The organism is Klebsiella sp. GB_Kp047, assembly GCF_040065235.1.
GTDB lineage: Bacteria > Pseudomonadota > Gammaproteobacteria > Enterobacterales > Enterobacteriaceae > Klebsiella > Klebsiella quasipneumoniae.
The window spans coordinates 459,201-479,204 of record NZ_JBEAJG010000028.1 but is presented as its reverse complement, the minus strand read 5'-3'; the positions used below and the strand labels follow the sequence as shown (position 1 = coordinate 479,204).

At 61.5% G+C, this 20,004-nt stretch carries 23 protein-coding genes and 1 riboswitch; of the genes, 2 read left to right on the top strand and 21 right to left on the bottom strand.

The features are described 5' to 3' along the window. Positions 1–149: 149 nt before the first annotated feature. The 21 genes from cobT to pduF form a co-directional block, all read right to left on the bottom strand. Positions 150–1,205 carry a nicotinate-nucleotide--dimethylbenzimidazole phosphoribosyltransferase gene (cobT, locus tag ABLV76_RS10835; RefSeq protein ID WP_023319039.1) on the bottom strand — a complete coding sequence of 352 codons (1,056 nt, stop codon included), beginning with the start codon at positions 1,203–1,205 and terminating at the stop codon, positions 150–152. Positions 1,206–1,248: 43 nt separating this feature from the next. Beyond that, the gene (gene cobU / locus ABLV76_RS10830; RefSeq protein ID WP_064150807.1) at positions 1,249–1,794 is read right to left on the bottom strand and encodes a bifunctional adenosylcobinamide kinase/adenosylcobinamide-phosphate guanylyltransferase; all 546 of its coding nucleotides are present in this window, start codon (positions 1,792–1,794) and stop codon (positions 1,249–1,251) included. Next, positions 1,788–3,311 (bottom strand): cobyric acid synthase, encoded by a 1,524-nt coding sequence (locus ABLV76_RS10825; RefSeq protein ID WP_049092079.1) that lies wholly within the window; start codon positions 3,309–3,311, stop codon positions 1,788–1,790. The genes cobU and ABLV76_RS10825 overlap by 7 nt, the downstream gene beginning before the upstream one ends. Continuing rightward, positions 3,308–4,132, bottom strand: a complete 825-nt coding sequence (locus ABLV76_RS10820; protein WP_049092080.1) for an energy-coupling factor ABC transporter ATP-binding protein — start codon at positions 4,130–4,132, stop codon at positions 3,308–3,310. The genes ABLV76_RS10825 and ABLV76_RS10820 overlap by 4 nt, the downstream gene beginning before the upstream one ends. Positions 4,133–4,140: 8 nt before the next feature. Next, entirely contained in the window at positions 4,141–4,818 is a 678-nt protein-coding gene (locus tag ABLV76_RS10815) for an energy-coupling factor ABC transporter transmembrane protein (RefSeq protein WP_049092081.1), read from the bottom strand. Then, on the bottom strand, positions 4,805–5,086 hold the full coding sequence (locus ABLV76_RS10810) for an energy-coupling factor ABC transporter substrate-binding protein (RefSeq protein WP_004205507.1): 282 nt from the start codon (positions 5,084–5,086) through the stop codon (positions 4,805–4,807). Before ABLV76_RS10810 ends, ABLV76_RS10815 begins: the two co-directional genes overlap by 14 nt. Before the next feature lies 1 nt (position 5,087). Beyond that, complete coding sequence (cbiM, locus tag ABLV76_RS10805) at positions 5,088–5,825, bottom strand: cobalt ECF transporter S component CbiM (RefSeq protein WP_004205506.1); 738 nt, start codon at positions 5,823–5,825, stop codon at positions 5,088–5,090. Continuing rightward, positions 5,825–6,535, bottom strand: coding sequence for a cobalt-factor II C(20)-methyltransferase (locus tag ABLV76_RS10800; RefSeq protein WP_060656701.1), 711 nt, complete (start codon positions 6,533–6,535; stop codon positions 5,825–5,827). Before ABLV76_RS10800 ends, cbiM begins: the two co-directional genes overlap by 1 nt. After that, the gene (locus ABLV76_RS10795; RefSeq protein ID WP_017899205.1) at positions 6,532–7,326 is read right to left on the bottom strand and encodes a sirohydrochlorin cobaltochelatase; all 795 of its coding nucleotides are present in this window, start codon (positions 7,324–7,326) and stop codon (positions 6,532–6,534) included. Before ABLV76_RS10795 ends, ABLV76_RS10800 begins: the two co-directional genes overlap by 4 nt. Before the next feature lie 10 nt (positions 7,327–7,336). Continuing rightward, positions 7,337–8,122: a cobalt-precorrin-6A reductase gene (locus tag ABLV76_RS10790; RefSeq protein WP_205426324.1), complete on the bottom strand. Its 786-nt coding sequence runs from the start codon at positions 8,120–8,122 to the stop codon at positions 7,337–7,339. Further along, positions 8,119–8,844: a precorrin-3B C(17)-methyltransferase gene (locus ABLV76_RS10785; protein ID WP_049003250.1), complete on the bottom strand. Its 726-nt coding sequence runs from the start codon at positions 8,842–8,844 to the stop codon at positions 8,119–8,121. Before ABLV76_RS10785 ends, ABLV76_RS10790 begins: the two co-directional genes overlap by 4 nt. Continuing rightward, positions 8,844–9,899, bottom strand: coding sequence for a cobalt-precorrin 5A hydrolase (cbiG, locus tag ABLV76_RS10780; protein WP_182937131.1), 1,056 nt, complete (start codon positions 9,897–9,899; stop codon positions 8,844–8,846). Before cbiG ends, ABLV76_RS10785 begins: the two co-directional genes overlap by 1 nt. Then, positions 9,880–10,653 (bottom strand): cobalt-precorrin-4 methyltransferase, encoded by a 774-nt coding sequence (locus ABLV76_RS10775; protein ID WP_004149602.1) that lies wholly within the window; start codon positions 10,651–10,653, stop codon positions 9,880–9,882. Before ABLV76_RS10775 ends, cbiG begins: the two co-directional genes overlap by 20 nt. Beyond that, positions 10,646–11,215, bottom strand: coding sequence for a decarboxylating cobalt-precorrin-6B (C(15))-methyltransferase (locus ABLV76_RS10770; protein WP_023319048.1), 570 nt, complete (start codon positions 11,213–11,215; stop codon positions 10,646–10,648). The genes ABLV76_RS10775 and ABLV76_RS10770 overlap by 8 nt, the downstream gene beginning before the upstream one ends. Continuing rightward, entirely contained in the window at positions 11,205–11,810 is a 606-nt protein-coding gene (locus tag ABLV76_RS10765; protein WP_043520809.1) for a cobalt-precorrin-7 (C(5))-methyltransferase, read from the bottom strand. The genes ABLV76_RS10770 and ABLV76_RS10765 overlap by 11 nt, the downstream gene beginning before the upstream one ends. Next, the gene (gene cbiD / locus ABLV76_RS10760; protein WP_048295501.1) at positions 11,804–12,943 is read right to left on the bottom strand and encodes a cobalt-precorrin-5B (C(1))-methyltransferase CbiD; all 1,140 of its coding nucleotides are present in this window, start codon (positions 12,941–12,943) and stop codon (positions 11,804–11,806) included. The genes ABLV76_RS10765 and cbiD overlap by 7 nt, the downstream gene beginning before the upstream one ends. Then, positions 12,940–13,575, bottom strand: a complete 636-nt coding sequence (locus ABLV76_RS10755) for a cobalt-precorrin-8 methylmutase (RefSeq protein WP_004205491.1) — start codon at positions 13,573–13,575, stop codon at positions 12,940–12,942. Before ABLV76_RS10755 ends, cbiD begins: the two co-directional genes overlap by 4 nt. 10 nt (positions 13,576–13,585) lie before the next feature. Continuing rightward, positions 13,586–14,545 carry an adenosylcobinamide-phosphate synthase CbiB gene (cbiB, locus tag ABLV76_RS10750; RefSeq protein WP_048295502.1) on the bottom strand — a complete coding sequence of 320 codons (960 nt, stop codon included), beginning with the start codon at positions 14,543–14,545 and terminating at the stop codon, positions 13,586–13,588. Continuing rightward, positions 14,542–15,918: a cobyrinate a,c-diamide synthase gene (locus ABLV76_RS10745; protein ID WP_048325584.1), complete on the bottom strand. Its 1,377-nt coding sequence runs from the start codon at positions 15,916–15,918 to the stop codon at positions 14,542–14,544. Before ABLV76_RS10745 ends, cbiB begins: the two co-directional genes overlap by 4 nt. Before the next feature lie 92 nt (positions 15,919–16,010). Continuing rightward, positions 16,011–16,189, bottom strand: a riboswitch (cobalamin riboswitch). A 280-nt stretch (positions 16,190–16,469) separates the two neighbouring features. Further along, positions 16,470–17,381 carry a regulatory protein PocR gene (gene pocR, locus ABLV76_RS10740; RefSeq protein ID WP_004205486.1) on the bottom strand — a complete coding sequence of 304 codons (912 nt, stop codon included), beginning with the start codon at positions 17,379–17,381 and terminating at the stop codon, positions 16,470–16,472. Positions 17,382–17,569: 188 nt separating this feature from the next. Beyond that, complete coding sequence (gene pduF / locus ABLV76_RS10735) at positions 17,570–18,370, bottom strand: propanediol diffusion facilitator PduF (RefSeq protein ID WP_004105118.1); 801 nt, start codon at positions 18,368–18,370, stop codon at positions 17,570–17,572. 525 nt (positions 18,371–18,895) lie between these two features. On the opposite strand from pduF, the gene pduA reads away from it, so the two are divergent. Together pduA and pduB are read left to right on the top strand one after the other, a co-directional pair. Continuing rightward, on the top strand, positions 18,896–19,180 hold the full coding sequence (gene pduA, locus ABLV76_RS10730) for a propanediol utilization microcompartment protein PduA (RefSeq protein ID WP_001183618.1): 285 nt from the start codon (positions 18,896–18,898) through the stop codon (positions 19,178–19,180). Then, a complete protein-coding gene (gene pduB, locus ABLV76_RS10725; protein WP_004205485.1) occupies positions 19,177–19,989 on the top strand; it encodes a propanediol utilization microcompartment protein PduB in 813 nt (270 codons plus the stop codon). The genes pduA and pduB overlap by 4 nt, the downstream gene beginning before the upstream one ends. The last annotated feature ends 15 nt before the right edge of the window (positions 19,990–20,004 follow it).

Here is a 20,004-nt window from a genome sequence, read left to right as displayed (position 1 = left end):
CTCGTCGGGCTCATAACCCGAAGGTCGTCGGTTCAAATCCGGCCCCCGCAACCAACATCATAAACACCCTCAAGGGTGTTTTTTTGTTTCTGCCGCCGGCAAAACCTCTGCCGAAAACGGGAACGGCCATTGCCGCCCCCATCTCCTGCTTACCCCTTAGGTAACACAATATTGCTGGCCGCCAGCATGCCCATGCGATGGTACATCGCACAGGCCGCCTCGACGATCGGCATCGCCAGCGCCGCGCCGCTGCCTTCCCCCAGCCGCATACCCATATTGAGATACGGTTCGAGTCCGAGGTGCGCCAGCGCGATACGCGCCCCCTTCTCCGCCGAATAGTGGGACGGGATCAGATACGGTTTTACCGCCGGCGCTATCCGGCACGCCGCCAGCGCCGCCGCGTAAGAGAGAAAGCCATCCAGCACCACCGGCAGCCCGCAGGACGCCGCCCCCAGCATGACGCCGGTCATCCCCAGCAGATCAAATCCACCGACTTTGCTCAGCACGTCGAGGCCATCCTTCGGGTCGGGCTGATTAAGGGCGATAGCCCGCCGCACGACCTCCACCTTGTTGCCAACCTTCGCCAGCGGCAAATTGGCGCCAATCCCGACCACCTCCTGCGCATCGCTGCCGGTCAGGACGCTGACCATCGCCGCCGCCGGCGTGGTATTGGCCATCCCCAGTTCGCCGACGCCAAACAGAGTCACGCCCTCCTGCGCCAGCGCGCGGGTGTAGCGCATCACCTCCAGCAGCAGCTCCTGCCCCTGCTCGCGGCTCATGGCCGGGCCGCGGGCAATATTGCCGCAGCCCCGCGCCACCCGCATATTCACCACGCCGGGCAGCGGTTCGCTATCGATCCCGACATCAATCACGTGCACTTGCGCCCCGGCCTGGGCGGCGAGCACGCAGACGCCGGTGGTGCCGCGGGTCATATTGGCGGCCTGGATGGCCGTGACCGCCTTCGGCGAAATCGCCACCCCTTCGTCCCACACCCCATGGTCGGCGCACATCACCAGCAGGGCCTTTTTCGCCACCTGCGGCTGGCCGCCCAGGCCGGGCATTCCCGCCAGCTGCACCGCCAGCGCCTCCAGACGCCCGAGGCTGCCGGGGGGTTTGAGTAAGCCGTCGATGTGTTGCTGTGCCCGCGCCATGGCGTCGGCGTCCGGCGCGGGGATCGCCCGCAGTACCTCGTTTACGCTTTGCATACAGAATCCCTGCCAGGGCTGGCCCGGTCGGCCAGCGATTGAGTTATTTGATTTTGACGCCGATGCCGGAGACCACCAGCCAGACCGCATCCGCCGCGGCCGCCAGGCGCTGATTGACCCGCCCGGCGATATCACGAAAATGCCGCGCCAGGCGGTTCTCCGGCACAATGCCCATCCCCACCTCGTTGGTCACCAGCACGACGTGCGCCGGGCAGCGCTGACAGGCGGCAATCAGCACGCCAATTTCGTCATCAATAGCCCGCTCCATGGCGGCGTAATCCCAGCCGTCGGGGTCGCTGTCGCCGCCGAGCGCGAACAGCAGGTTGGTGACCATGGTGGTAATGCATTCCAGCAAAATCGCCTCCTCTGGGGCGCTATCCGGGGTGATCAGTTCATCAAGCTGCTGCCAGCGCTCGGCGGTGCGCCAGTGGGCGGGCCTGCCGTCGCGATGATGCTGGATCCTTGCGGCCATCTCGTCGTCAAATATTTGCGAGGTGGCGATATATAAAACCTGCGGCGCATCGGCAATCAGCGCCTCGGCATGGCGGCTTTTGCCGCTGCGCGCGCCGCCGGTAACCAAAGTCAGCATAGGGGCTCCTGATGTTGGCGCATGATGGCGTAAATTTGATCGATGGCGATATGTTCGCGCATGGCATCGGCCAGCAGGTCAAACTGGCGGGTTTTATAGCGGGCATACTCAAGGGCGCTGTCCAGCGGCGCCAGCCCTTTGCGCTGACGCAGGCCGTTGAGCAGCGCGCGGGTAAAGGCATCGTTGTCGAACAGGCCGTGCAGATAGGTGCCAAACGCCAGGCCGTCGTCGCTGACCGCGCCGTCTGCCACTGACTGTCCCGCTTTATGCAGCTGCAGCAGCGGCGCGCAGCCTGCCTCACGGCGCGTCTCGCCCATATGAATTTCGTAGCCACTGACCCGCAGCCCCGCCGCGTCGGCTAACCAGTCCGGGAGGTTAGCCTCCAGGGTCGCCTGCACCTGAGTGGTGGTTTTGCGCTGGGCGAAGTGGGTCACGGTCTTCAGCACCCCCAGTCCGGGCTGGGTGCCAAGGCCAGACTCCACCTCATCGATAATGGTTTCGCCGAGCATCTGATAGCCGCCGCAGATCCCCAGCAGCGGCACCTTGCGCAGCCGGGCCTGCTCGACCGCGTGCGCCATGCCGCTTTCACGCAGCCAGCACAGATCGCCGAGGGTATTTTTACTGCCCGGGAGAATGACCAGGTCGGCGTCGGCCAGCGCCTGCGGGTCGCGGACATAGCGCACCCGGACGTCAGGCTGCGCCGCCAGGGCGTTAAAGTCGGTAAAATTGGCGATATGCGGCAGGTGAACGACGGCGATGTCGATATCGCGCCGGTCGGTGCGGTGGTATTTCCCGGCCTGCAGCGCGACGCCGTCCTCATCCTCAAGGTCAACTTCAAGCCACGGCATAACGCCCAGCACCGGCACGCCGGTCAACGCCTCGATCTGCTCGATCCCCGAGCGCAGGAGCGCCACATCGCCGCGGAATTTATTGATAATCACGCCTTTCACCCGCGCTCGCTCCTCGGGCTGCAGCAGCGCCAGCGTGCCGTAAATCGCGGCAAATACCCCGCCGCGGTCGATGTCGGCCACCAGGATCACCGGGCACTGCGCCATTTCGGCCATGCCCATATTGACGATATCGCGGTCGCGCAGGTTAATTTCCGCCGGGCTGCCGGCCCCTTCCAGCACCAGCGCCTCATACTCCCCGGCCAGGCTCTGGTAGACCGCGAGGATCTGCTCGCGCAGGCGTGGCTTGTACTGGTGATAGCTCACCGCGTCCATGCTGGTCGCCACCTCCCCCATCAGCACCACCTGCGCCTGACGGTCGCTGGTGGGCTTGAGCAAAATCGGATTCATGCGGACATCCGGGGCGATCCCGGCTGCTTCGGCCTGGAAAATCTGCGCCCGGCCCATCTCTTTGCCATCCGGCGTAATGCCGGAGTTCAGCGCCATATTCTGTGATTTAAACGGCGCGGTGCGCAGTCCATCCTGATAAAAAATGCGGCACAGTCCCGCCACCAGCACGCTTTTCCCGACGTCGGAAGCGGTGCCCTGTAACATAATCGCCAGCGTCATGACGCCTCCTTAATCGCGCCTATCGCATCGTTGCGCATCCGCTGAAAAAACTCCGCTTCGGTTTTACACAGCGGCAGCCCCAGTTCGCTATGAAGTTTCACCAGCCACGGCTGGGTCAATCCCGCCCGGGCCATGGTCTCCGCGCAGGCAAACACCTCGCCGGGCTCCCCTTCGGCCAGCACTTCGCCGTGCCGCAGAACGTAAACGGCGTCGCTCACCTCATAGATCAGATCGATATCGTGGCTGGAGATCACTACGCGCCGCCCCTGCCCGACAATGCGCCGGATGATGGCGATCATCTGCGCGCGCCCGCGGGGATCGAGGCCCGCGGTGGGCTCGTCAAGCAGCAGGTAGCGCGCCTGCAGCACCAGCGCCCCGGCGATCGCCACCCGTTTTTTCTGCCCATGACTGAGGCACTGGATCGGCTGCTGGCGAAACCCCTGGGCATCGACGAGGGTCAGCGCCTCATCCACCCGGCGGGCGATCTCCTCTTCCGCCACCCCGAGGTTACGCAGACTAAAAGCGATATCGCTGTCGATATCGGTATAGAAGATTTGCTGGTCCGGATCCTGAAACACCGTCGCCACCTGCTGGCGCAGCGCCAGCAGACCGCGCTTGCTGTAATCCAGCGCCTCTCCCTGCCACAGCACCGCCCCCTGCTGCGGGCGCAGCAGGCCGCTCAGGTTCATAAACAGCGTCGACTTTCCGCAGCCGTTGGCCCCCACCAGGCCGGTCACCGCATGGCGGGAAAAATCCAGCGTCAGCCCTTTAAGCACCGGCTCATCCTGATAGCGAAACCAGAGATCGGTTGTGGCAAGCATACTTATCCTTAGAGGTGAAAATCACCCTGGTACAATTTGATATCCAGCGCCGTGCTCATCTGTTGATAGCGCAGGAGGACGCGGGTGAACAGCAGTCCCACCAGCATCGCCAGCGAGCGATAGCCCTGCGGCACGCTACCATAGCCAAAACGCAGGGTTTGCGCGCGGTGAATCGCCATCGCCTCGTCCAACAGAATAAAAATGAAGCGCCAGGTCAGCAGGATCTGCTCCGTCAGCAGCCGCGGTACACGACCGCGCTTGAGTAAAATAATCAACTGCGGGAAAGGCAGATTGAGCACCAGCCAGAGCGTCGCCGCCATCGCCGCCAGGCTGCGCCAGAAAGTCTCCCCGGCCACGGCCAGCCCCTGGGCGGAAATCCCTATCGAGAAAGCGCCCAGCCGAAAGCTCGCTAACAGCATCTGCGGGTCGCGGCTGACGCTGAACAGAATGGTCAGCACGCCGACCAGCAAAAAGCCAAAGGGCAGCGCCATCCAGCGGCACCAGCGCTTGAATGAGACCCGTAGCAGCCAGCAGGTCAGCGCGGCGGTTAGCGCCAGCGTCAGCGCCTGGCCCCATGCCGGAAGCGTAAAGGCCAGCGCCATCAGCAGCAGCCAGAGCAGAAACTTCCGCTCTGGCGCCACCTGCAGCCAGCGGCTCTGGTAGCTGAGTCGGTCAAACCCGGTCATCACGGCGCTGTCTGCCCCTCGCATATCCGAGAATGTAAAAAATCACCGCCGCGCCCAGCGAGCCCTGCAGGGTAAACAGCAGGCTCTCAATCTCGCCGCTCGCCGGTTCATATAGCGGCTGGAACCAGGGTTGATAATCCGGCGCCACCGCCTGGATCTGGCTCTCCGCTTCGCCGTCCGAGCCGCCAAACTCGCCGCCGTGGTTAATAAAAAATGGCAGGATCATCAGGGCGACCACCATCGCCAACAGGATCAGGGTCTTTTTCATATTAATGTCCCTCCGCGGCGATCAGTCGCCGTTTGGTTAGCTGATCGTAGATCATCACGGTGAGCAACCCTTCCGCGATGGCGATCGGGATCTGCGTCAGGCAGAAGATGCCCATAAACTTGGCGATCGATCCACCTGCTCCGGTTGCCGGATCGGGAAAGGCCACCCCGAGCTGGACGGAGGTGACAAAGTAGGTCATCAGATCCGCCAGCATGGCGCAGAGAAAGACCCCGACATCGCGACGGATCCCCGCCCGACAGGCCAGCTTCCACACCAGATAGCCGACCATCGGACCGATCACCGCCATCGACATCCCGTTGGCGCCAAGGGTGGTCAGGCCGCCATGCGCCAGCAGCAGCGCCTGGAACAGTAGAACGATCGCCCCCAGCACCGCCACTACGCCCGGCCCGAAGAGGATCACCGCCAGACCAACGCCGGTGGGATGCGAGCAGCTGCCGGTCACCGATGGGATCTTCAGCGCCGAAAGAACAAAAATAAACGCCCCGCAGAGAGCCAGCAGCACCTTCTGATTGCTCTCTTCCTGGACGATACGCCGCAGGCGCACCAGGCCGTACCACAGGCAGGGTAAAAACAGCAGCCACCACGCCAGCGCCCACATCGGCGGCAAAAAGCCCTCCATGATATGCATGGCGAACGCCTCCTGTGGGACGATGATCAGCAGAACAGCAGCCGCCAGCCCCCCATACGAAAGCTGCTTCAGCGATTGCACCTGATTCATTACGCCTCCTCCCACTGTTTGTTAACCAGGATGGTCGAGAAATAGGGCAGCGGCTGGTCATCGCTGACCTCGCGCAGGCTGCGCCAGCACTGCTCACCCGGCAGGGTGGCCTCTGACATCATCAGCGCCGCATCCAGCAGCCCCGCCTGCGCCAGCAGCGCCTTAATGCGGGCGAAGCGGCCGTAGACTTTCATCAGAACCAAACTGTCATGCTGGCGCAGCGCCGCGGCAATGTCCGCTTCCGGTGCGGTGCAGGAGATCACCGCCAGCGACTGCTGCTCCATGGCCAGCGGGGTTTTCGCCCGCGCAGCAATGGCGGCGAAGGAGGTAACGCCAGGGACAATCTCCAGCCAGTCCGGGCAGCCAATCCGCTGCAGCAGAAAGACCCAGGTGCTGAACAGCATGGCATCGCCGAGGGTGATAAATCCGACCTGCCTGCCCGCCGCCACTTCCTGGGCCAGCGCCGCGGCGACATCGTTCCACACCGCCTCTTTTTCCGCGCTGTCGGCGCTCATCGGAAAATGGCAGCAGCGGACCTCCGTGTGTGCGCCAAGGTACTCGCGCACGATGGAGAGGGCCAGGCTGTCGCCGCCTTTGCGACCGGCTGGCGCATACAGCACATCCAGCTGGCCGAGGATCCGCGCCGCACGCACAGTGATCAGATCGGCCGCCCCCGGCCCGGTGCTCAGGGCGTACAGTTTGCCGCTCATGCTGCTTTCTCCATCGCGTTATTCAGCGCCTGCTGCAGATGGGCGACGAACATCGCCCGCACAGCCGGATTTTCCCCTAACCCGCTCAGCCACGGCGTGGCCGTGATACCGGCGGCATTGAACAGCGTTTTCCAGGAGTCCTCTTCGTCCGAGGCCATATCGTTAATGGCGTGATCGCCGGCCACCAGCATCAGCGGCATCAGGTGCACGCCGGTCACGCCCTGGCGAGCGAGTTCGTTAATCACGATGTCCACTTCGGGATAGCTTTCCACCGCCCCCACCCGCGCCGGAAAACCCTGCACAGCCATCATATGATCCAGACAGGCGTAGGCCGCGAAGGCGTGGTGGCTGGCGCCATGCCCCATAAATACCACTCGCTCCGTCGCCGCCAGCGGCGGCATCTGCTGGCGCAGGGCCTGCATTAGCTGCACGTAATCGCCATGACCGCTCAACAGCGGCGCGCCCAGCGTCAGACGCTGAAAGCGCGGGCGCATGCTCTGCACTTCGCGAACGATCTTCTCGTACTCGTCGCCGTTGATAATGTGCAGGGACTGGATCGCCACATCCTGGTACCCCTGCTCGGCCAGCTTTTGCAGGGCCTGCAGCGGGGTATCGATATGGATGCCATCGCGCTGCTGCAGTTTGCGAATAATCATCCCCGAGGTGAAGGCGCGAAACAGCGTGCGGTCCGGGCAGCTGGCGGCCAGATCGCGCTCGCAGGCAGCGATGTTCTTCTCGCGGGTGTCGTGATAGCTGGTGCCAAAGCTCACCACCAGAAGTGCTTTTTTCATATCCTGTTCCTCAAGTCGCCGACAGCCAGCGCGTCAGCCGCGCAGCGAAATCGGCCTGGCTTTGCAGTAATTCATCGCCCGTCACCAGCGGCGCCGGACGGGTAATGACGATGCAGGGGATCCCCGCATCGAGACAGGGTTGTACTTTTTCCTGATAGCCCCCTTCCGCCCCAGAGGCTTTCGTCACCACGACGTCGGCCCGGCACTGGCGATAAAAGGCGGCGTTAAATTCAGCGCTGAACGGCCCGCAGAGGGCAAAGATCTCCCCCACGCCAAATCCCAGTTCGCTGCAGTGCTGAACTACCTCCGGCACCGGCAGCACCCGGGCAAGCAGCGTTTTATCCGCCAGCCCCGCCCGCCAGGCCGCCAGATCTTTGCTGCCGGTGGTCAGCAGGATCCGCTCGCCGAGGCGATGGGCTACCGCGCAGGCCTCGTTCAGATCGCCGACGACGTGAAGAAGCGGATGGCGCAGATCGCTCAGCTGCTCCGGCCTTTGATAGCGGCTGAGCAAGACTCCGACGCTGGCGCAGGCGCGTACAATATTCTCGCTGACCACCTCGGCGTAGGGGTGAGAGGCGTCGATTACCCAGCGGGTGCGTTGCGCCTTCAGCCACTCCGCCATCTGCTGCCACTCCATGCGCCCGCAGCGCACCTGGCCGCGAATATCCCCCGCCAGCTGCTGACCGGTGAGCGTCGCCACCGACAGGGTGTAGCGCACGCCGGCGGCGTCCAGCTGCTGGCAGATCGCCCGCGCATCGCTGGTGCCTCCGATAACCAGCACGTCGCCGTGGTTCACAGCGCGTAGCCTCGCGGGGTAATCATCAGACCGTTATCGATGTATGTCGCTTTGTTGCCGACGATCACCAGGCTGGTCATATCCACCGGGGCGAAATCCATCTCCCCGAGGGTGGTCAGCCATTTCTCCTGCTTTTTACGCCCGGCGGATTTGACCACGCCAACCGGCGTATCCGCGCTTTTGCTGGCCGCCAGCAGCGCAAAGGCGCGCGCCAGATGCCCTTCGCGGCCGCGGCTGCGGGGGTTGTAAAAACAGATAACGAAGTCCGCTTCCCCGGCGGCGACAATGCGTTTTTCAATCACCGACCACGGCGTCAGCAGATCGCTGAGGCTGATATGGCAGAAATCATGCATCAGCGGCGCGCCGAGCAGCGAGGCGGCGGCGATACTGGCCGTCATCCCCGGGATCAGGCGGACCTCAATGTCCAGCTGCTGCTTATTAACCAGCTCCAGCACCAACCCCGCCATGCCGTAGATGCCGGCGTCGCCGCTGCTGATCAGCGCAACGTTGTGCCCGGCCTGCGCCAGCTCGATGGCCGCCTGGCAGCGTTCAATCTCTTTGCACATGCCGGTTTTGATCACCTGCTTGTCACCGGTAAAGGCTTTTACCAGGTGGGTGTAGGTCTTGTAGCCCACCACAATCTCCGCCGCCTGCAGGGCCTCCACGGCTTCCATGGTCATCATCGCCTGCGAGCCAGGGCCAATTCCGATTACGCTTAACATCAGTGTGAAACTCCCAAAGTAATAGTGACGCCCTGCTCGCGCAGGGTTTCGCCGGACAGGTTTCCCTGACTCAGCAGCCAGGCCACCGGGCCGGAGACGCTGCCGACGCCGACCGTCTCCCGGACAAAAGACGAGGCCGGAAAGCGGTGCTCGTGCTCGCGCAGCGCCTCGGCGCTGAAGGTTTCGAACGGCACCCGGCAGCGATGAGCCAGCTGGCGGAGCCCCGGCTCGTTTGCCTTCAGGCTCACGCTGCCGATCGCTTTCAACGCCAGTGGGTCAAGGCGCTGGGCAGCAAGCTGGCGCTCCAGCAGCGTACTGAGCAGCGCGCAGGGGGTGTCGCGCCGGCAGCCGATCCCCGCCACCACCCGCTGGGGCACCAGCTTCCAGTGAGGTATCGGCAGCGGCGGCAGCGACCGGCGCAGGGTGATGCAGATCAGCGCGTCGAGCGACGGCAAGCGCGTAAGGTTCCTCACCGGAATAAAGCCGCGCTGGTCGCAGCGGCTTAGCGCCTCGGTAAATTCAGCGTCGCACCACAGTCCCACCCGCTTACCGCTCACCAGCATCTGATTAACGGTTTTCACCGTCGCGCGAAAATCGGTCATCCGGGCGTTCAGCTCAACAGCCAGTGTGTCGAGGGCGGCCAACTCGTTGACGTCGGTTGCGGTGGTGATCACCGGGTCGGCGCCGAGCATCCCGGCGAGATAGCGGGTCAGGGCATTGGCCCCCCCGGCATGGCCGGAGATCAGGCTGATGACGTGCCGGGCGCGCTCATCAATCACCACCACCGCCGGGTCGCTGAGCTTGTCATTCACCAGCGGCGCCAGCACCCGCACGGCAATCCCGGTGGCGCCGATAAAAATCAGCGCCGAAAAGCTGCTGAACGCCTCGCGGGCAGCGCTGGCAAAGCCGCCGTTAAAGGGGATAAACCCCTCCTCCTGCAGCGCCTCGCTGGTGTAGCAGGTGAGCGGCAGCATGGCCGCCAGCCTTTTTGCCAGCCGCACGCCGCCGGGCGTCAGGCAAAACAGGGCAATGGATTCAGGCTTTACGGTATTCATGGCTAAAATCCGCTGCGTACAGTTTGGAGTAGTGATACTCATCGCCGAGGAAGGGACCGACGAGGATCAGCGCCGTTTTGCGGATCCCGGCGTCGCGTACCTTATCGCCGATGTCCGCAAGGGTTCCGCGGACGGTCTGGCTTTCCGGCCAGGTGGCCTTATAGATCACCGCGACCGGGGTGGTCGCCGGGTAGCCGCCCTCCACCAGCCGCTCCGCCACCCGGTGAATACGCTGCACTGACAGGTAAATCGCCATCGAGGTCTGGTGGCTGGCAAAGGCCTCCAGCTGTTCGCGCGCAGGAACCGGCGTGCGCCCTTCCAGACGGGTAATAATCAGACTTTGCGATACCTCGGGCACCGTATATTCCACCCCCAGCTCCGCCGCCGCCCCGAGGAAGGCGCTGACGCCCGGCACCACCTGCCAGCGGATCCCGCGGCGGGTCAGCTCTTCGCCCTGCTCGCGCACCGAGCCGTACAGCGAGACGTCCCCCGTCTGCAGGCGCACCACCGTTTTTCCCGCCTTCACGCCCGCTTCCATCAGATCGAGGATCTGCTCCAGATGCAGCGCGGCGCTGTCGTGACACTCCGCCTGTGGCGGACAGTAGGCCAGCAGCTCGGTGTTGATCAGCGACCCGGCGTAGATCACCACCTGCGCCTGCTGCAGCAGACGGTAGCCTTTGAGAGTAATCAGTTCGCGATCGCCAGGACCGGCGCCGACGAACCACACGCAATGGGGATCAAAAGTCTCAGCCATGGTTTCCTTCCTTCTGACAGGCGATGACAAAAACGGGATTATGGGGTTTGAAGTAGTGGCCGCTGCCCAGCGTGGTCAGCGATGAGACGTTCAGCTGCAGGCAATCAATCTGTGTAATCCCCCGCTGCTGCAGATAGTCGAGAGCCGCATTCAGGTTCTCCTGCAGGATAAAAGTCATCACCAGACGGCCACCGGGATAGAGCTGCTGCCACGACCAGTCAATGAGCTCGTCGAGGCGGCCGCCGCTGCCGCCCATAAAAATGGCGTCGGCGCGTTCGGTCATCACCATCGGCGCTTCGCCGGGCAGGATCTCAATATTGCCGCAGGCGAAATGCTGGCGGTTTTCGTCCAGCAGCCGGAGAGCCGCGGGGTTGCGTTCGATGGCGGTTACCTGCAAAGAGGGATACTGCAGCGCCGCCTCAATCGACACGCTGCCGGTACCGGCGCCGATATCAATCAGGTGGCTTGCCCGGTGTAGCTCAAGTTTGGCCAGCGCCAGCGCGCGAACCGCCTCTTTGGTCATCGGCACCTTCTCGCCGCGCAGAAAAAGCTCATCTTTCATCGAGGATCACCACCGCGTTCATCTCATATTCACCGTCGACCTCACTGACCGGTAGCCAGTGGATCCGCTCGTTATCCATCGCCAGATTTTCGCCAATCACCATCCAGCGATACCCTTTACCCCGCGCCGCCAGCTGGGCGGCGATTTCCCGCGGCCCGCAGCGCCCGTCGGTCACCATCGCCACCTTGCGCTGGCGCGCCAGCTCATCAAAACAGACGTCCCGTCCGTGGCTGCTGGTCAGCCAGATATCGTTCATATCGATACCGGCCTTCGCGCAGAGATACTGCACCGCGCTGATGCCGGGGATAATGCGCACGCGCTCGATGCCAAAGTGGGCGATCAGCCGCGTGCCGATGCCGTAAAAGAGCGGGTCGCCTGAGGCCAGCACCACCACCTTCTGCGCTGCGCGTTCGCCGAGCCAGACCAGCAGTTCGGCAATATTGGCGCCCAGCGCAAACCGTTCGCCGCGAAATCCGGGGAACTGCTCTAAATGCCGCTTACCGCCTACCAGCGCATCCGCGCTGGCGACCGCATCTTGCGCCGCCGGCGTCATCAGATGCAGGCCTGACGGCCCCATGCCGACCACCGTTAACATGACATCTCCCGCGCAATCTCGGCGATCGGCCGATTGCTGCCGAGGACCTTGTTATCAAAGGAGAACATGATGGCGTCGCAGACGGGCGGCGCTTTGGTAAAGCGCAGCATCTGCATCACCCGCAGACAGATGCGTTCAGCAAGATGGTTATAGATAGGCTGAAAACCGTACGCGTCGATGTGCTCCATCGCCGCTTCGGTGGTATCGCATTCGCTCACCAGCTGCAGCAGCGCCAGCGGTGCCCCCTGCAGCGCCAGATGCGCGACCAGCGTTTCCATGCGCGCATCGGCGATATGGCTGTGGGTATGGAAGATCCCGGCGGCGACTTTAATCAACTTGCCGGGATGGCCAATCAGCACAATCTGACGGAACCCGAGGCGCACGGCCTCTTCAATCATGTAGCCGACGAAGTTGCTCATGGTGACCACCACCTGCGAGTCGATGCCCATCTGCTCACGGACGAAGCGCTCGCCGTGGTTCCCCGGCACCAGCACCACGCGCTCCAGTCCGGCGGCGCGTTTGATCTCCAGCTCGAGGGAGAGCGAGCGCTTCCAGCTCTCTTCCGACATCGGGGTGACGATCCCGGTGGTGCCGATAATCGAAATCCCGCCGAGGATCCCCAGCCGCGCGTTATAGGTTTTTTGCGCCCGCACCTCGCCCTCCGGGGCGAAAATCTCTACCGTCGCCCCGCGCGACGGGCCAATCGCCTCGCGCACCGCCGACTCGATGGTGTGCCGCGGGGTGCGGTTAATCGCCGGGCTGCCGATGGGCAGGCCGATCCCTTTGCGGGTGACTGTGCCGATACCTTCGCCGCCGCGCAGGGTTATCTCGCCGGAGTCGTCGAGCGTCACGCGGGCGAAAATCAGCATCCCGTGGGTGGCGTCAACGTCGTCGCCGCCGTCTTTACGGATGGCGGCGATCGCCTGCTGCCCTTCGACGTGCGGCGACTCGACGTTAAGGCACAGGGTCACGCCGGAAGGGGTGACAATGGAGACCTGATGAATGAGGTGCTGGCGCATCACCATCAGCGCCGCCACCTTTGCCGCCGCCGTGGCGCACGAGCCGGTGGTGTAGCCCTTGCGCAGGGCTTTGCCGTGATGCCACACCGGGTCGTCAAAGGCCTGATCGCTCATTGCGCCTCCCGCAGGTGGTACAGCAGGGCGTTCACAATTGCTGCCGCCACGTTGCTTCCCCCTTTGCGGCCGAGCGCAGCGATAGCCGGCAGGCCGCTCTCGCTGAGCGCCGCTTTCGACTCCGCGGCGCCGACGAACCCGACCGGCACCCCCACCACGCCGCCGATAGCCGTTTCGCGGTGTTCCAGCAGGCGAAACAACGCAGTTGGCGCATTGCCAAAGACAAACACTTTCTCCCCGGGCTCCTGCACCGCAATATCCACCGCCGCCATCGAGCGGGTCATCCCCCGGCTTTGCGCCTCGCGCACCACCCGCGGGTCGCTGATATAGCAGCGGCATTCGCCGCCAAAGCGGGCTAACAGGGTTTTGTTGATCCCGGACAGCGCCATGGTGGTATCGGTATACAGGGTGCAGGGCCGGCTCAGCGCCTCGCTCAGAGCGATCAGGGCATCCGGAGAAAACCACAGAATATCCAGCCACTCGAAGTCAGCGGTGGTGTGGATCACCCGCTTGATAATCGCCTCGTGCAGCGGGCTGGCGAAACGGTAGTCCGGTCGCGTTTCGGCGATGATCTCGCTGATAATGTCGAAGCTTTTCGCCTCAATCGCCTGCGGTTGTTGTATGTACTGCATCAGGTTCTCCTCAGGCCGCGCCGACCAGCCAGTAGCGCAGGCCGATAAACAGCGCCAGCGCCAGGGTTGACGCCACCCACATCAATCGAATGGTTCGGGAAATATCGTCCACCGCAATGTCGCGGACGGCGTCGCCTATCCAGGGTTTTTCAACGCGCTGGCCGAAGTAGTCGTTCGGGCCGCCAAGGCGGATCCCCAGCGCGCCGGCGACGGTCGCTTCCGGCCAGGCGCAGTTAGGACTGCTGTGCTGATAGCGATCGCGCCAGCCCGTCCGCAGCGCCCGGGCGCCATCTTCCCGACATACCACGGCGGCGAGGCTAAGCAGCAGCCAGCTCAGCCGGGCGGGAAGGAAGTTGGCCACATCGTCAAGACGGGCGCTGACCATGCCGATCGCCCGGTATTTTTCGTGCTTATAGCCGACCATGGAATCGAGGGTGTTGACCGCCTTATAGGCCATGGCCAGCGGCGCGCCGCCGAGCAGCAGGAAGAAGAGCGGCGCGATAATGCCGTCGACGGTGTTTTCCGCCACGGTTTCCACCACCGCGCGGTTAATCTGCTGCGGCTGGAGCTGTGTGGTGTCGCGCCCGACAATCCACGACAGCTTGCTACGGCTTTCCGCCAGATCCCCCGCGCGCAGCGGTCGCTCGACGTCCCGCGCCGACTGCGCCAGACAGCGCCCCGCCAGCACGGTGAAGATCATCCATACCTCCACCAGCCATCCCAGCCAGGGGTGGATCCCGCGCGCCAGCGCCAGTACGCCCCAGGCCACAGCCCACGTCAGGCCGGTCACCACCAGCCACATCACCCCGCCGCCAATGCGCAGCGCCCGCTCGCTATGGCAGACCCGCCGCACCACGCACTGGCTGATGTTGATCAGACGACCTATCCAGCGCACCGGATGCGGCCAGTGCGGCGGATCGCCAATGACGACATCGAGTATCCAGGCCACACACCAGGCGAGAAGAGTCATAGCGTCCTCCTTGCCGCCTGCAGCCAGTGGTTGAGCATGGTGGGTCGCTGGGCAAAATGGACATGGAGATAGCTGGCAAAGGCGCTGCCGGACTGCCATCCTCCCTGCCACTGCTGAAGCGTCTTGCCGTCCCGCTGTTTACGGCAGGCCAGCACGGCGGCGGTGGCGGGAGTAAAATCGGAGTAATGAAATTCATGGCCGCGCAGCCACTCGCCGGGGGCGGCCAGCAGCGTCTGCTGCTGCGCCTGCGCTTCGCAGTAGCCGAACCGGGTCAGACGCGTCCCCATCCGGCTGTAGCCGGGAATGATATCCGCCATCGCATAGCGCTCGCCGCCGGTGACCTCCAGGGCGGAGCCCAGATACATCAGGCCGCCGCACTCGGCGTAGATCGCCACCCCGCGCCGGTGCGCCGCGCGGAGCTGCGCCAGCATCTCCTGGTTGGCTGACAGGCCGGCCGCGTGCAGCTCCGGGTAGCCGCCGCCAAGCCAGATCATCTGGCAGGTCGGCAGCTGGCGATCGCGCAGCGGGCTAAAGCGCACGATCTTCACGCCGCAGCGGACCAGCAGCGCCAGGTTATCGGGATAATAAAAATTGAAGGCCTCGTCGTCGGCGAGGGCCAGCGTCAGCCCTTCGCCGGCGTCGGCGGCAAGCTGCTCCCCCCACTCGCCGGCCGGCAGGTTCGCCAGTTCGCTGAGGGACAGCAGCCGGTCGATGTCGAGGGTGCGCCCCAGCAGGCTGGCAAAATCCCGCCATGCCTGTTGATTAACCACCGACTCGCGGGCGGTCACCAGCCCCAGATGCCGCTCGGGCAGCGCCACGCCTTCCACGCGCGGCACATAACCGAGCACCGGCGCCTGGCAGTAGCGCTCAATGGCGCTTTTCAGCAGCTGGAAGTGGGTGTCGCTGTTGACGCGATTAACGATCACGCCGGCGATATTGAGGGCCGGATCAAAATGTTGAAAGCCCATCACCGTGGCGGCGATGGAGGTCGAGACCGCTTTGCCATCCACCAGCAAAATCACCGGGCAGCCAAGCTGTTTGGCCATCGCCGCGCTGCTGCAGTAGTTGGGGTCGGTGCCGTAGCCGTCATAGAGGCCCATCACCCCTTCAATGACTGCGATATCGGCCTGCTGCAGCTGGTCGGCAAACAGCGCGTTGAGTATCGGGGCGGGAAGCATAAAGCTGTCGAGATTGCGGGAGGCGACGCCGCTGATGGCGGTGTGCCAGGCGGTGTCTAAATAGTCTGGCCCCACTTTACAGGGTTGCACCCGCAAACCGCGCTGTTGGAGCAAGCTGAGCAGGCCGAGCGTCACGGTGGTTTTGCCACAACCGCTACCGGTACCCGCAAGAATGAACGCACGCCTGGTTGCCATACCCTGTCCTGTTCAGGTGGTCAGAGTATAGCTGCGCGCATGCCTGGTCCTGCGACCACGCACCGCTAAGCCACCCACTTCCCACCGAAGTTGTTGGTCTGTTACCGGCAGGCAGGTCTTCTGGCTTAGCTTCGTTCTCGCCCGCCCTTCCCAATCTTACGATCAGTGGTTTTTACGGGGTCGTCAGCATCACAGCAGCGGGGGCTGCGGGGGATTGACACCCCCTTCCCTGACACCAAACTGGTGTCGAACCTGTCGGTTTTATTCGCCGATGCGCCCTGCATCGGCGGTTAATGTTTCAAGCTTACTTTTACCGCCTTATCCCCCGCCAGAATGACGCCTGCGGAGTGAAGCGGTTTTGAATAATCATCGGTCTCGTATTAACGGACACTCTATCCCATCACAAAAATAAAAACTGGTGTAGTTTATCCCTCGAATATCATTATTTTGTTGCGCTATGACAATTTATTGCTCTACTGTCGTTTTTTTCATTTTATAATGATGAAGATACTCCGGGATATCAAAAATCGGCAATAGCAAAATATTGTCATTTAAAATGACTCAGTTTGTGATCCGGCATTAATTTGCTGACGAAACGCCTGCGGCGTTACCTGATAGGTCTGGCGAAACACTTTACAAAAATAGCTGGTTTGCGAAAAACCTAAATTCCGCGCAATGCTGGCAATGCTCCAGTCGCTGTGGCAAAGCAGCTCTTTTGCGCTCGCCATCCGCTGCTGATTGACCCAGGCGTTAAAGCCGATCCCCTGATATTTTTTAAACAATTTGCTGAAGTAGTACGGGCTGAGATAGACGTGCGCCGCCACCTCCTCCAGACGCAGTTCATCAGAGAGATGCGCGTCGATATAGCGCAGCGCCTTCTTCATTTTGCCATCGTGCGGCGAGGCCGCCCGGCTGCTCTGCGCCGGGTCGTTCTGCGGCGGGTTATCCTTGATAACCACGAAGTTAAGCTGTTTTTTCAGGCAATTCTCGACGATCAGCTTGAGCAGATCCGCAGAGGCGATAACCCGCGAATAGTCCATCTCAGGCACATCGCGAAACGCCTGAACCAGCGCCGGATCGTCCTGCCAGCGGTCATCCACGTTAAGGATGTCCACCAGTTCGATATCGTTGCTCAGACGAACCTGGCCGCAGAGCACAAAGCCCACAAGGTGCCCGGCGATAACCAGCGGAATGGAAAAATCGGTTAACCCGGCGTGGCAGCGGTAGATACAGAGCGCATCGGTTTTCGAGGCCTCGAGGCCGCCGCAGCGGTCGCTCATGCGACAGCGGGAGCTGTGCTGGGGGTGCTGGCGCATCAGTTGGCAGAAAGGGGTGAAGTTAAACAGTTCAGATATTTCATCACCGTGAATATTGACAACCACAACCGCCAGACTGGTGGCCTGCGCAAAATCCTGTGCGATTTTATTAATGAGTTCTGAGTTCAGTGTGCTCGCAGAAATCATGATAAAACCTCTCAGTTAATTTTTTGTTATAAATAAAACATTTCTTTAATATTCACTTCCTTTCATCATCATTTACCGCCAACGATAAAAGAATATTACGATAGCAAAAGTCTCCCATCCGTGGGAGACGTTTTTAGCCAGTTCGTGATACCGGTTCATGAAAATTTTTCGCTATTTCAGCGGATGCATTAATCCTCTAATTTACAGGTATTACACGGTAGATTATTACCAATCAGATAACGATAGATGGCCGCGCCGAGACAGGCGCCGATCAGCGGCGCAATAATCGGCACAATAAAGTACGGTATATCCCTTCCGCCGGTCATCGCGATATCGCCCCAACCCGCCATCCACGTAAACAGCTTCGGCCCAAAATCACGCGCCGGATTCATTGCAAAGCCGGTCAGCGGCCCGGTTGAAGCGCCAATGACCGCCACCAGCAGGCCGATCAGCAGCGGGGCCAGCGGCCCTTTCGGTACGCCGTTGCCGTCGTCGGTCAGCGCCATAATCATCCCCATCAGCATGGAGGTGATCACCACTTCAACCAGCGCCGCATGCCAGATGCTCAGCGATGCCGCCGGGTAGGTGCTGAAAATACTCGCCAGCTGCAGGCTCTCTACGCTGCCGCGCGCGATATGGTGGGCGGATTCAAACTCGGTAAACATCGTGCTGTACAGCACATAGGCCAGCACCGCGCCGCCAAAGGCGCCGGCAACCTGTGAAACGATATAGGGGAAAACTTTTCGTCCGGGAAAGCAGGCAAACAGCCATAACGCGACGGTCACCGCCGGGTTGAGATGGCCGCCGGAGATCCCCGAAGTCAGATACACGGCAAGCGAGATCCCCAGCCCCCAGATAATGCATATCTCCCACAGTCCGAGGCTGGCTCCCGCTACCTTTAACGCGCTCAGGCAGCCGATGCCGAAAAACAAAAATAGCCCGGTGCCCAAAAACTCGGCGGTACATTGCGCTTTTAACGAATCATTCATTATGACACCTTCTTAGCAGAGTTCGTGTCCTGACCAGCCAACATCCTGCTGGCAGTAGAGTACAACGGGCACCACTATATGAACTCCCGTCCGCAAATTGTTGGCAACCTGCTGACGGCAGCCTCCGGAAAATTCGGGCATCAATAACAAATTATTGTCATTAAATAACGCAGAATTGCATTGCTCACGCGCGGCTTTCGCCATTATGCCACCACCATGGCATGCAAAAATATTGCTAAAACCAGCTCATCGTTTTCCAACAAACATCACAAATCAGTTTCTCGCGCATAGCAGATAAAATTGAAATCGTCATGAACAAATTTGTAAATATGGAATATACAAAACAAGATAATCACATCAACACAAATAAAAATATTAATTAACATCAAACACTTAAATAAATAAAAGACAATTTTATATTATCCAATACCCACTATTTTTTCACCATCACATTGAAGTCAGCCATTCTTTTTCCTCGCATCTTCTTATAGTCCCCACTATCGGAACACTCCATGCGAGGTCTTTATGCAACAAGAAGCACTAGGAATGGTAGAAACCAAAGGCTTAACCGCAGCCATAGAGGCCGCTGATGCAATGGTTAAGTCAGCCAATGTGATGTTAGTGGGCTATGAAAAGATTGGCTCCGGGCTGGTCACCGTCATCGTGCGCGGCGATGTTGGCGCGGTGAAAGCGGCCACCGATGCCGGGGCCGCCGCCGCACGTAACGTGGGAGAAGTGAAAGCCGTACACGTCATCCCACGCCCTCACACCGATGTAGAAAAAATCTTACCGAAGGGAATTAGCCAATGAGCAGCAATGAGCTGGTTGAACAGATCATGGCTCAGGTGATTGCCCGTGTGGCAACGCCGGAACAGCAGGCCATCCCTACTGAAAACCATCCAATACGAGAGACAGCTATGGCAGAAAAAAGCTGCAGTTTAACGGAATTTGTCGGGACCGCCATTGGCGACACCCTTGGCCTGGTGATCGCCAACGTCGATACCGCCCTGCTGGACGCGATGAAGCTTGAAAAACGCTATCGCTCCATCGGCATTCTCGGCGCCCGCACCGGCGCAGGCCCGCACATTATGGCGGCGGACGAAGCGGTGAAAGCCACCAACACCGAAGTGGTCAGCATTGAGCTTCCGCGTGATACCAAAGGCGGCGCGGGCCACGGTTCGCTGATTATTTTAGGCGGCAACGACGTTTCCGACGTTAAGCGCGGTATCGAAGTCGCCCTGAAAGAGCTCGACCGCACCTTTGGCGATGTTTACGGCAATGAAGCCGGACATATCGAGCTGCAGTACACCGCCCGCGCCAGCTACGCCCTGGAAAAAGCCTTCGGCGCGCCGATTGGCCGCGCCTGCGGCATTATCGTCGGCGCACCGGCCTCCGTTGGCGTGCTGATGGCCGATACCGCCCTGAAGTCAGCCAACGTAGAAGTCGTGGCGTATAGCTCTCCGGCGCACGGCACAAGCTTCAGTAACGAAGCCATCCTGGTGATTTCCGGCGACTCCGGCGCGGTCCGCCAGGCAGTCACCTCCGCGCGCGAAATCGGTAAAACCGTCCTTGCGACCCTCGGTGCTGAACCGAAAAACGATCGCCCCTCCTACATCTGATACCCGCGAGGCTGA